Consider the following 10,591-nt stretch of genomic DNA (forward strand, 5'->3'; position numbering starts at 1 on the left):
CTATCCCCTCATCGTTGATACAGTCCGGCCTCGGCAGGACGCGCTCACAGCTTGACTTTGAACTATAGGAGTGTCGCCGTTGACCACCTGCGGGGCGTGAGCCACCTGGATCCGCTCGGCCTCGTGTTCATCCTCGTGGCCGGCCTGTTCTGGGCGCTGTACATCCTGGCCTCCGAACGGGCAGGCCGGAAGGTCGAGGGCGCGGGCGGCCTCGCGGTGGCCGTGACGATCGCGGCTGTGCTCGTGGCGCCGTTCGGGCTCTCCGGCGCCGTGCCCGCGGTCGTGGCGGACCCCTCGCTGCTCCTGCTGGCGCTGCCCGCCGCGCTGCTGGCCTCGGTCATCCCCTACTCGCTCGAGTTCGCGGCCCTGCGCCGCCTGCCCAAGCCCGTCTTCGGCATCCTGCTCTCCCTCGAGCCCGCCGTCGCCGCCCTGGCCGGCTTCCTGCTCCTGGGCCAGGGCATGAGCGTCCTGGGCGCGTGCGCCGTGGCCCTCGTCGTGGCAGCCTCGATCGGCTCCACGTTGGGAGCCAGGGCCCCGCGCAAGGAACGCGTGGAGGTGACGGCGCCCGCGTGGGCCTGCCGCCCGCCGGTCCCGCGCCCCCAAACGGCCCGATCGCTTCGGAACTGCCGCAACCTTCGCGCAGTTCCGAAGCGATCGGGCCGTTTGGCGTTCGGTGAGCCTGCCCACCCAACCAGACCACGCGTCGTCGGGCCCTGGACGCGCCGTCTCGCGCCTGTTTCGCTTCTCCGCGACTCTTTGTCGCGGAGAAGCCACAAACTCGCGGGATCGCCGCTGCAGGGCGCGCGGCACGGCCGTCACGCGGCAGGCCGAACGCGCCGGGACAACGCAAAATGCCCCGGATCTCTCCGGGGCCTTTCCTTGGTAGCGGTGCCGGGACTCGATCCAGTCACTTAGCCGTTTTTGGCGAATCTCACAGATCGGATTCCGCGTGATTCCGGGGTTTTCGTTCCCACTCGTTCTGTCCTGTTCGGTACTTTGTCCGCGACGCGGACAAGCTCAGGGCGCGGAAAAGCCCCTCCGAGAGGCCTCCGAGGGGCTGGATCGTCAGACCGGCTGGCGGTACTGGTAGCGCTCTTCCCAGACCGCCTTGAGCTCCTTGACCGCCACGGGCATCACCTCGAGCGCGTGAGCGAGAGCGTCGTTCGTCATGCCGGGGAGCAGCTCTGACTCGAACACGTCCGGGTCGAACATGTGCATGACGGCCCATCGGGTCGCGGCGAGCTCCTGCTTGCGGTTGCATCCCTCGTGCCAGTGGATCTCGTGCCCATACCAGGCGTGGCCGAGCTCGTGCCAGATTGTCCAGTTCAGCTGACGCCGGCCAAGGCCAGGCCTGAGTGTGATCAGCGCGTGCTCGTGGTCGTAAACACCCCAGAGCGTCCCGGGGGTGGGGGCCACGCGGACGCGGACGCCCATCTGCTCGGCTGCTGCTTCGGCTCGCGCCAGGTACGACAATCGTTCTCCTACGTAGGGGGCAAGGTCAGAGTGTCACCGAGGGGTGACAGGGAGGTCAGTCCTCCGGATCAGCGTCGAACGCGATGTCCTTCTCGCCCTCGTACGCCGCGAGCCCATGGTCCGCCTTCGAGAGACCGGAGTAGTCGGGGGCGGATGGTGCTTCCGCTTCAGCGCTCTCCACTCGGGATTGCTCCGCGGCCTTGTCAGCCATCGTTCTGAGAGGGTTACCGTCCCCCCAGATACTGTGCGGCTCCGGCATGTCTTCGCCCTGCAGGGCAGCCACCGCCCTGACGGAAGCAGCACGAACCAGAAGTCGCGATGTGAGTTCCGAGTGTCCGATCACTCCACTGACGACTCCGAAAGCGCCGGTGTCCATCACTGCATCCAGGATGGCGGTCGCCAGCGCCTGAGCAATCTTGGGATGCACTTTCAGCTTGACAGCATCCTCCGCGAACTTGATGGCGTCATCAGCTCCTGCCAAGAGGCCCATGTAAGCATCTGCCAACTCAAGTCTCGACAGACCCAGAGCTTCGGCCGGGGGCCGATGGTCGGCTCGATGGAGTGACATAGCCAATGCCACGGGGTCGATGCCATACCAAGCCGCCCTCTCTTCTGGATCGCTTGCCCCTGACGGCGCCGAGACAGTGTCTTCACCCTTGAAGGAAGATGCGTCCCACACCCGATACTGGAGCTCAACTGGGACTTGCCCCCGTAGACTCCCGGTCTTACTCTCCCGCGCCACCCAGTTCGCAAACTTGGTCGCGGCCGCCGCTGGCAAGGCCGCGTGCTCGCGGGACTCCCAGTTATAGGCCGTCTTTTTTGCGACGCCTACAGCCTCTGCGAGCCCGGCCTGGGTGAGTCCCGCGATCTCGCGTATCCGCTTCACGTCGTTGCCAGTGATCACGCCGGTGCTCTTGGTGTCTCCCATACTCCCAAGTCTGGCGCAAACGCTAGTAAACATCAACCGACCCATTTCCCCGCGTCGGCGCAGATTGACGCAAAAAGTGAGTTACACGCCTGGCATTTGCCACCTGTGGTTGCTACCATTTACGTCATGACCACCCGTAAGGGCAACGGAGCCTCCATCCGTACAATCCGCGAACTGACTGGGATTTCCGCCAGCGAGCTGGCGCAACGAGTCGCAATCGGTCGCTCCTACATGTCGCTCATAGAGACCGGGGCCCGGCAGCCAGCCACCGCGAAGTTGCGTCTTATTGCGAACGCGCTCGGAACCAGCATCGAAGCGATCTCCTACCCGGTGGAGGTCGTCTACGACGAGCCAGGGAAGGTGCCTGCCTGATGAGCGGCGCCGGCGCCATCTGCTCAGCAAGAAGCCCTCACCGGCTGCAACCAGTGAGGGCCATCGAATCCCCAGCTTCCAAGAAGGAGTTCCTGTGACCAGCCTAGTCCAGATCCCGTTCCACAACACCAGCCTCAGCGCCCTCTCTGAAGACGGCAAGCCGCTCGTGAGTCTCCGCCACATGTGCGAGTCCATCGGCATCGACTACCCCTCTCAGCTGAAGCGTGTGAAGCGCAGTCACTGGGCAACCGTGGTCATGATGACCACGGTTGCTGATGACGGCAAGGATCGCGAGATGGCCATGGTTAATCGCCGCACCATGACGATGTGGCTGGCAACCATCGACCCCGCCCGCCTCAAGAACGAGGACGCCAAGGCGTACCTCGCGCTCTTCCAGAACGAGGCAGCCGACGCCCTTGACGCCTACTTCCACGAGGGTGCTGCTCTGAACCGCGGGCGATCAAGTACGACGAGCAGGCCCGTGTTCTCGACAGTCTCCGCAACCTCATCGACCCTTCTTGGCTCGAGGCCAAGGCCAAGATCGTTGCGGCCCGAGCCTTGGGTGAGGTGCCGGAGATCGCGCCGGCGGACATGCCCCTGTACTCCGAGGCCTACCTCAACGAGAAGCCTGAGCTGACCAAGGATGAGGCGAAGCGCATCCGCTCCGTGTTCGGGCGTCGCGTCGCCAACCAGTACCGGACCGAGCACGGCAAGGACCCCATGAAGTCTTCGGGCGAGGTCGGGGCTCGTGTCTGTGCGATCAACGCCTACACGGAGACCGACCGCTGGATCTTCGACAAGGTCTGGAACGAGCACTACGCGGCCAAGTACGCGCTGCAGCTGGCGATGGAGGATTCCAGTGTCTGATCTCCCCCGCTACCGCACCCCCGCGCATGTCGCCGCGGAGCTGGGCATCCCCGTCACCACCGTGAAGCGACATGCACGAGTCTCCGGGATCTGCACCCGACTCGAGCGGCGGCGCATCGCCTTCACGGCCGAGCAGATCGAGGAACTCGCAGCCTGGATCGAGGGCCAGCAGTCCCCCACCTTCGAAAACGTGCCGGCAGAGCTCGACGCGTTCGCCTAACCCCACCTTCACCCCCCTTTCCACAAGCCTTCGGTCACGTTGGCTCGGGCATAATGCGCCCATTTTCACTCCATTCCACCTACTGGCCTTCGGTCGGAGGAGCTCCACATGGACAACCTGTCCGGTGCGGAGAAGTACACCTTGCTGGTGCGCGATCTGGCTTCCTTGCCCAAGAAGGATGCCGTGGCGACCTTGTTGGAGTGCTTCCCCCACAAGACCAAGTCGTTCTTCGAACGCAACCTCACCCACCTGATGCGACTCGATCCTGTGTCGCTGTGCTCCGCCCTCACCTACGCCGACCCGACCGCTGACAAGGCGATCCGGAACGCGCTCGCCGCCTGATCTCGGAAGGAACCACCCCATGAAGTACTCCACCCCGTGGACCCGCCTGATGGCGGAGCTGTTGTGCCGCGCTGCCGGCCACACGGCCGAGCCGCTGAGCCCGGCTGGCCACGACACATTGCACACCCTGTGCGCGGCGCCGTTCGGCTTCACGTTGGAGCAGGACGAGATGTCCCAGGCCGACTGGCAGGCCCTGTACGAGGAGCCATGGAGCGCGTCCTGGTACGGACGCACGCTGACCGCCGAGTCCTCCGAGACGGTGAGCGTCCAGCTCGCCTGGTCCCGTGCGTCCGGCGTCGTCGTGTTGACGAACGACAACGGCGGCGACCTGACGTACGCGCTCGCCGAGGCGCTCCACGACCTCATTGAGCTGGCCTTGGACGAGGCCGACTCCCTCAAGTTCACCACCGTGCTTGCCGAGGAGGAGGACGCAGCATGACCGCCACGACCACCACTGTCGCCGAGACGCCGGCACAGATCACTGCTCACCCTGATTGGTGTGACCGCCAGAACTGCTACACGGACGAGGGGGGCCGCGGTTACCACGCGTCCAGCTTGAAGCAGACCATGCGGAACTCCGACGAAGGTGTGGCCATCTCTTACCGGGCGCACGAGAAGGCTGGCTACATTCCGACTGTGGACCTTGTTGGTCCGCATGTGAAGGCGTACCTCTCGGCCCTGCAGCTGCGGCGCCTGTCGGAGGTGCTCCTCGAGGCGCGGAAGGACTTGGATCCCCTCATCGCCGGGGATGGTCCGGCGCTGCCGGCCCCGTCTGAGCGTGTCCTTGAAGATGGGCGACGAGAGGTCGTCAGGACCTCTACCGAGATCCACCCTGCGTGGTGCTCTCCGGCCGACTGCATCCACGAACACGGGGAGGCTCCGAGCCACCGCTCGGTGGACTTCAAGTGCGTTGTCCCGGGAGCCGCCGAGGATTTTGACGCTGTGATCATCCAGGACGCCTTGGCTCATGCCGAGATCCTGTCCTACGGGCCGTCCTGGGACGTACCCATCACTCCGAGCACAGCCCGCGCCTACGCCCGCATGCTCATTCGCGTCGCAGACATTGCCGAGGGCAAGACGCCCGGCGACTGACCCGAACACCCATCCACCCCAACCCCACCCAGGCCCCGCTTCGGGGCTTTTCGTCTTTCAGGAGGAAAAGATGACCGCCATCGAATCGACGTCCTATTCGCCCACCGTGAGGCGCGGAGACCTGCATTGGTTCAAGATCTCCGATGCCAAGGACCGCACCGTCAACCAGATCCGTGACCTGCTCTACCCGTTGGGGGTGAGGTTCCGTGTCCTCAAGGGCTTGACAGTGTTCGCGTACCGCGCTGGATCCGGTGAGATCTGCGTGCAGACCGGCGCGCTCGTGAAGTGGAAGGACAACGGCACGGTTGTCGTGAACGCTTACGACGGGACGACCGAAGCCCAGCGTAAGGCCCTGCTGTTGGCTGCGGAGCGTGCGGCCACAGAGGACGGGTTCCTGAAGGGCTCGTGGACGCACCGCCGTGCCACGTCCAAGCGCGGCGCCTACTCGGTGGTGACGATCTGCGACACGAAACCTGACGATGACCTCTCAGCGGCGCTGCGCGTGCAGCTCGATGAAGGGATCTCCAGCAGCAACCGCCATAGCGGCCGCGACTCCATCGACGAGGTCATCCGCGTGAGCAGCCGCGAGAACGCAGAGACGTTCGAGGTGAGCGCGTGAGTCGCCGGGTGCCGTCCTCGTGCACGCACTGCATGCGGTGCCGGAGGAAGTACCGCGGCCGCGGCGAGTGGAACCTGGTCTTCGCCAAGGGGTACGTGACCGGCGCGTTGTGTCCGTCCTGCCAGACGCCGGAGGAGAACGCCGAGGCCGTGATCAACGAGGCCACCCTCGACTACTCGAAGGGCCGGATCGACGACGCCGGCCGGTTCGTTGTTGAACCCCGCATTTGACTCGAACCAACTCCACCCACCAGGCCCCTTCTCGGGGCCTTTGCTGTTTCCGGAGGAGGAAACCTTGAACACCGCTTTGACCCCGTTCACCTACGCGGATCTCCCGGTCCGCGTGCTCGACGTTGACGGCGAGCCCTGGTTCGTCGCGTCGGATGTCGCCAAGATCCTTGGATACGCGAGCGCCAAGGACATGACCCGCCGACTGGATGCCGACGAGAAGGGTGGGCGCTCAGTGCCCACCCTTGGCGGAGTCCAGACGATGACCACGATCTCGGAGCCTGGCCTGTATGTCGCCGTCCTCGGCTCTCAGGTGCCTGGCGCGAAGGACTTCAAGCGCTGGGTGACTCACGAGGTCCTCCCGCAGATCCGACGCACGGGTGCGTACTCTCCGGCGCCTCTCGACCCGACGAGCCTCGAGGGCATCGGTCAGATCCTCGCCGCCGGCCAGGCCGCACTCGAACGGGCGGTGAAGGCCGAAGCCCGAGCCGAAGTGTCCGAGGCCCGCGTGGAAATGATCGAGCACACCAAGGGCTTCTCGATCCGCGAGTTCAAGAAGCACTACTTCCCCGACGTCCCCGAGGGAGTCCTGAACACCCTGCTGTACGAGAAGGGGCTGCTGATCAACCAGCGCGGCACCAAGCAGGACAAGAACGGCAACCCCAAGGACGGCCCCCAGCACCGCCACCCGTCCTACTCGGGCAACAAGTACTTCTTCATCAGCTGGTACATCGACGAGGAGAAGAAGACCCGCCACGGCAGCACCCTGGTGCGCCCCGGCACGCCTGAGACCGAGCTGGTCGCGCAGCTCGAGCGATGGGGTCTGGCCCGCAACAAGGCCGAGACCCAGCTGTGATGACCACACCAGCAGCACCTACCAACCACCCCAACGACCGAAAGGGTCACACCGTGAAGCTGTACAAGTTCGAGATCACCGCCTACCCCCACGACGCCATCGACCGCGTCGAAACCAACGAGGACGGAAGCACCACCGCTTACCTCAAGTCAGGTTGGAAGCCGGAGGGCTGGGACGAGTACCTCACCCAGTGCGTCGGCTACGGCGACCGCTGGGCGATCAACAACACCGAGGGCCGCTTCTTCTGGCCCTCCCAGAAGAACGTCTACCGCTCCCGTTCGGCCGCGCAGGAGAAGCAGGCCATCGTGCGTCGCTGGGGCGGTGACGCCCGCATCCTCGTCGCCGAGGTGGGCGAGTTCCGAGATGTGAACGAGGTCGCCGCTGAGCGTGTCCGCGCTCGCCGTCAGGCGAAGATCGACAAGCTGCAGGCCCAGATCGACGTGCTTGAGCTGGAGGCTGACGGTGAAGCCTGACCTGTACGACCGGGTGGAGTTCCTCTTCACCTGCTTCCCGAAGACCATGGCCGCCTGCGTGGGCGGCCTTTTTGTTGCCCTCGTGCTGTGCGTGGGCCTGATCGAAGGAGCCTGACCGTGGGCAAGCAGAAGCATGACCTGGGCCGTCGCAAGCGTGAGCTGGCGGCCAAGCGCGACGCGGAGAACGCGGCAAGGGCGACGCCGGCGTCGATGGCGAAGAGCCTGGTGAGCCGTGGGCTCGCGTCGGTGCAGATCCTGGACACGAAGGTGGGGCCGCGGCGATGAGCGATCTTCCCGAAGTTGCGCGGGCGTACATCCTGGCTGGGCCGGTCGAGCGCATCGTCCCGGCGGGGTTCGAGGCAGTCATGGGCGGTGATCTGGTCTGCAAGGTGGTGGGCGGTGAGGTCGTTCAGGCGGGTGTCGCGGTGGCGTTGCGGCCCTCGCACGACATGACGACGGTGTGGCGTGCGGCCGATGGGCTCGCGCTGGCGTGGGCGGACGAACCGCCCACCGCCGATTCGCACCTGGTGATCTACCGTCACCTACGGAGCCTCGCGCCCATGCAGGACGGCATCGTGCACTCATGGACGGTCACGGCGGCCGATCTTCCGCAGCACCTCGGCGCGGAGATCCACTTCCGCCTTGAGGGCATCGCGGTGCAGGCAGTCCTGCGCATCAGCACTCTGAGCGCGGAGCACCCCGGCTACGTGTACCTCGACATCGAGCAGCCGCACACCACGCTCGGGTTCTACCTGCCGGTGGGTCACCCGGTGTACGTGCTCCGGCCGGCGGCGAGCGCGGAGGTCGTGGCGTGAGCGCCGCGACGGTAGAGGCGCCCACGCTGACGCCGTCCGCGCCGGGCGATCACGACCGGTTCTCGCACTTCGCCCGGGCCGACCAGATCGCCGACGCACTGGTGTTCGGCCTGGCCATCGAGGCGCTGTGCGGGAAGAAGTGGGTGCCGACCGCAGACCCGAGCAGGTTCCCCGTGTGCCCGGCCTGTCAGGAGCTCTACGACGCCATGGATCCCGGCACCGAAGTGCCCTGACCGACCGACCAAACCTCGAGCCGTCCCACCATGGGGCGGCTCGAGAGTTGGAGGGATCCGCCTAGCCGGGGAAACGCCCCCTCGGCCCCTCCCCCGCCACGGCTGTGGAACATGTCACGGTCACATAACCATGTTTGCCGCCCAACTACACAGCTGAAAGATGTGACCTAGCGTTAGTGGAAACTCAATCGATCGGAGACATGTTGTCACTCGTCAAATACATTGCCGTTGCAGCAGCTGCTGCAACGGCGCTGGCCTCGGGGGTGTTGACCCACCCCGGCACCAACAACCCGCAGGCGAGCCTTGCAGGACACGCCCAGCTCGTTAGCGCTGACACCAAGCAGTTGCTTGAAGATTCCATCACCAAGACTCTGGCGACGGTCTACACCACAGAAGATTCCTCGGTCTCGATTACTGGCACTTCCGGAGTCAGGACAGTGGGCGCGATTACTAAAGGTTCTTCGGCAGAGGACGCCGTCGATGAGCTGGCCACGGAAGTGCCGATGACCGACAGTGCCGCAGCACAGGTAGAGGAAGAAGTTGCCTCAGAGCGTGCGCTTGAGACTGTCGACTTGCCCGAGGGACTCACTATCCCCACAGTCGTCGCCACAGAAGTGACTCCGGAGTCAATTTCGGTTGAGATTGACAAGAACGATGGCGATCGAGTCGTTGATACAACCACTATTCTCGCTCAAACGGATGAGAATGGAGTCACTTCACAATCGCGAGTCGTCGCAACGTCAGTGTTTAGCGAAAGCGACACCCTTGAGTCGTTCCACATCTATACCGACGGGGACTTCGCCGATCAGGCCGAACTAGATCCGGCGTTCACAGATCAGGAGGGGGGAACTGACGACACGCCGGGTTCTGACGAGGGGATCACCTTGGACCTTGGTGCCGAGTCACCCAATTCTGACGGATCCACAACACGTGATCGCGGTTCGGAAGACTCGTCACAGGCTGTCCCCGCGGCCCAGCAGGCCGGGTCTATCTCATTGGCTGGCATGAGCGCATCAAACAAGGCCGCTGCTGTGGCATACGCCCGCAAACACGCTCTCAGCTACAACAGCAATTACCATAAGTACTCTGGCAAGGACTGCACAAACTTCGTTTCCCAGGCCATGCGGGCCGGCGGCTGGTCGCAAACGGGGGGTACCAAGTGGGATGTGGGTGCATGGTGGCACGGAGGCGTTTGGGATTCAAACGCATGGACGGTCGCTGAAACTTTCTACAAGTTCACACGCAACGTCTCAAAGCGGGGCGCGTACTTGTCCCGCCTGGCCCAGACTGGCAAAGGCGACGTCATTCAGGCCAAACGACAAAAGGCCAGCGACATCAGTCACACGATGATTGTCACGAAAAAGGTTGGAACGACGCTGTATGTCTCCTACCATTCGAATGATCGTCTCGATTATCCATTGGCCAAATTCATGGCTTCGGCGGACTTCAAGGGTGCGACCTACTTTGCGCACCGCATTTGAGCCCCGACGAAGCACCCAAGTTTTTGCGGCTGCCGTAGCTGCGACTGTGGCCATGTTGTCCCTTGCATCGTGTACAGGCAGACAGGAATCGACCTCCTGCCTTGGCGGGAGCGATACTGCCACCAAGGTTGTCTCGCGTTTCCTGGACGAGGTCCAGCGCGGGGATCAGGTGGCGGCGATGGAGCTGGTTACTCCTGGAGGGACTACTTCAGACTCTGACTGGGAGGCGCTCCATGCCCAGCTTCGCCCGCAGGACCTGGGCAAGATTCGGCTCATTGAAGAGTCTGAAACTCCGTCATCACGCGGGGTTCGAGTTATCGACGGTCAGGGTAAGGAGCTGACATCCTTTGCGCTGACCGAAGCAGGAACGACTGGCCAATGCTGGACAGTCAATTGGGGCAACTACCAGCCTCAGGAGGATCCTGCGTCCCAGTCAGCAGCTCCCAACGCCTAGCTAGACCACAAAGAAGGGCCCCGACCACACGGTCGGGGCCCTTCCTCGTTTCCAACTTTGCGGGCTCTTCCTACTTCAGGTGGGGGTGGGTCAGTCCGCCGCCGATGAGGAGCATGCGTAGTCGGTAGTGCTCGCGGTT

At 64.1% G+C, this 10,591-nt stretch carries 19 protein-coding genes; 17 read left to right on the forward strand and 2 right to left on the reverse strand.

Annotated features, from left to right (window positions below; all coding sequences use genetic code 11):
• The first annotated feature begins 96 nt into the window (after positions 1–96).
• Complete coding sequence (locus tag DWB68_RS15255; protein WP_233548872.1) at positions 97–915, forward strand: EamA family transporter; 819 nt, start codon at positions 97–99, stop codon at positions 913–915.
• Positions 916–1,065: 150 nt separating this feature from the next.
• Here the strand turns inward: DWB68_RS15255 and DWB68_RS15260 are convergent, their stop codons facing one another.
• Both DWB68_RS15260 and DWB68_RS15265 read right to left on the reverse strand, forming a co-directional pair.
• A complete protein-coding gene (locus DWB68_RS15260; RefSeq protein WP_119425980.1) occupies positions 1,066–1,473 on the reverse strand; it encodes an ImmA/IrrE family metallo-endopeptidase in 408 nt (135 codons plus the stop codon).
• Between the two features lie 55 nt (positions 1,474–1,528).
• Positions 1,529–2,401 (reverse strand): helix-turn-helix transcriptional regulator, encoded by an 873-nt coding sequence (locus DWB68_RS15265; protein WP_119425981.1) that lies wholly within the window; start codon positions 2,399–2,401, stop codon positions 1,529–1,531.
• Positions 2,402–2,527: 126 nt separating this feature from the next.
• Here DWB68_RS15265 and DWB68_RS15270 point away from each other — a divergent pair, with 126 nt between their 5' ends.
• The 16 genes from DWB68_RS15270 to DWB68_RS15340 all read left to right on the forward strand — a co-directional run bounded on the left by DWB68_RS15270 (position 2,528) and on the right by DWB68_RS15340 (position 9,998).
• On the forward strand, positions 2,528–2,773 hold the full coding sequence (locus DWB68_RS15270) for a helix-turn-helix domain-containing protein (RefSeq protein WP_147391713.1): 246 nt from the start codon (positions 2,528–2,530) through the stop codon (positions 2,771–2,773).
• Positions 2,774–2,867: 94 nt separating this feature from the next.
• Positions 2,868–3,410, forward strand: a complete 543-nt coding sequence (locus DWB68_RS15275; RefSeq protein ID WP_158588340.1) for a phage antirepressor N-terminal domain-containing protein — start codon at positions 2,868–2,870, stop codon at positions 3,408–3,410.
• The gene (locus DWB68_RS15280) at positions 3,365–3,640 is read left to right on the forward strand and encodes a hypothetical protein (protein ID WP_119425984.1); all 276 of its coding nucleotides are present in this window, start codon (positions 3,365–3,367) and stop codon (positions 3,638–3,640) included. Before DWB68_RS15275 ends, DWB68_RS15280 begins: the two co-directional genes overlap by 46 nt.
• Positions 3,633–3,860, forward strand: coding sequence for a hypothetical protein (locus DWB68_RS15285; protein WP_119425985.1), 228 nt, complete (start codon positions 3,633–3,635; stop codon positions 3,858–3,860). The genes DWB68_RS15280 and DWB68_RS15285 overlap by 8 nt, the downstream gene beginning before the upstream one ends.
• Before the next feature lie 108 nt (positions 3,861–3,968).
• Positions 3,969–4,202 carry a hypothetical protein gene (locus DWB68_RS15295; RefSeq protein WP_119425986.1) on the forward strand — a complete coding sequence of 78 codons (234 nt, stop codon included), beginning with the start codon at positions 3,969–3,971 and terminating at the stop codon, positions 4,200–4,202.
• Between the two features lie 19 nt (positions 4,203–4,221).
• Positions 4,222–4,641: a hypothetical protein gene (locus DWB68_RS15300; RefSeq protein WP_119425987.1), complete on the forward strand. Its 420-nt coding sequence runs from the start codon at positions 4,222–4,224 to the stop codon at positions 4,639–4,641.
• Positions 4,638–5,294 (forward strand): hypothetical protein, encoded by a 657-nt coding sequence (locus tag DWB68_RS15305; protein ID WP_119425988.1) that lies wholly within the window; start codon positions 4,638–4,640, stop codon positions 5,292–5,294. Before DWB68_RS15300 ends, DWB68_RS15305 begins: the two co-directional genes overlap by 4 nt.
• A gap of 70 nt (positions 5,295–5,364) precedes the next feature.
• Positions 5,365–5,913: a hypothetical protein gene (locus tag DWB68_RS15310; protein WP_119425989.1), complete on the forward strand. Its 549-nt coding sequence runs from the start codon at positions 5,365–5,367 to the stop codon at positions 5,911–5,913.
• Positions 5,910–6,143 (forward strand): hypothetical protein, encoded by a 234-nt coding sequence (locus DWB68_RS15315; protein WP_199700477.1) that lies wholly within the window; start codon positions 5,910–5,912, stop codon positions 6,141–6,143. Before DWB68_RS15310 ends, DWB68_RS15315 begins: the two co-directional genes overlap by 4 nt.
• A 64-nt stretch (positions 6,144–6,207) precedes the next feature.
• Positions 6,208–6,996, forward strand: coding sequence for a BRO-N domain-containing protein (locus DWB68_RS15320; RefSeq protein ID WP_119425990.1), 789 nt, complete (start codon positions 6,208–6,210; stop codon positions 6,994–6,996).
• A gap of 53 nt (positions 6,997–7,049) precedes the next feature.
• Positions 7,050–7,469 carry a hypothetical protein gene (locus DWB68_RS15325; protein ID WP_119425991.1) on the forward strand — a complete coding sequence of 140 codons (420 nt, stop codon included), beginning with the start codon at positions 7,050–7,052 and terminating at the stop codon, positions 7,467–7,469.
• A complete protein-coding gene (locus DWB68_RS17090; RefSeq protein WP_267896984.1) occupies positions 7,459–7,584 on the forward strand; it encodes a hypothetical protein in 126 nt (41 codons plus the stop codon). Before DWB68_RS15325 ends, DWB68_RS17090 begins: the two co-directional genes overlap by 11 nt.
• Positions 7,585–7,586: 2 nt before the next feature.
• Entirely contained in the window at positions 7,587–7,754 is a 168-nt protein-coding gene (locus DWB68_RS16350) for a hypothetical protein (protein ID WP_158588341.1), read from the forward strand.
• Entirely contained in the window at positions 7,751–8,284 is a 534-nt protein-coding gene (locus tag DWB68_RS15330) for a hypothetical protein (RefSeq protein WP_119425992.1), read from the forward strand. The genes DWB68_RS16350 and DWB68_RS15330 overlap by 4 nt, the downstream gene beginning before the upstream one ends.
• Positions 8,281–8,517 carry a DUF3039 domain-containing protein gene (locus tag DWB68_RS15335; RefSeq protein ID WP_119425993.1) on the forward strand — a complete coding sequence of 79 codons (237 nt, stop codon included), beginning with the start codon at positions 8,281–8,283 and terminating at the stop codon, positions 8,515–8,517. The genes DWB68_RS15330 and DWB68_RS15335 overlap by 4 nt, the downstream gene beginning before the upstream one ends.
• Before the next feature lie 200 nt (positions 8,518–8,717).
• Positions 8,718–9,998 (forward strand): amidase domain-containing protein, encoded by a 1,281-nt coding sequence (locus DWB68_RS15340; RefSeq protein ID WP_119425994.1) that lies wholly within the window; start codon positions 8,718–8,720, stop codon positions 9,996–9,998.
• Positions 9,999–10,591: the final 593 nt, after the last annotated feature.

The sequence above is a fragment of the Galactobacter valiniphilus genome (assembly GCF_003575975.1).
GTDB classification, from domain to species: domain Bacteria; phylum Actinomycetota; class Actinomycetes; order Actinomycetales; family Micrococcaceae; genus Galactobacter; species Galactobacter valiniphilus.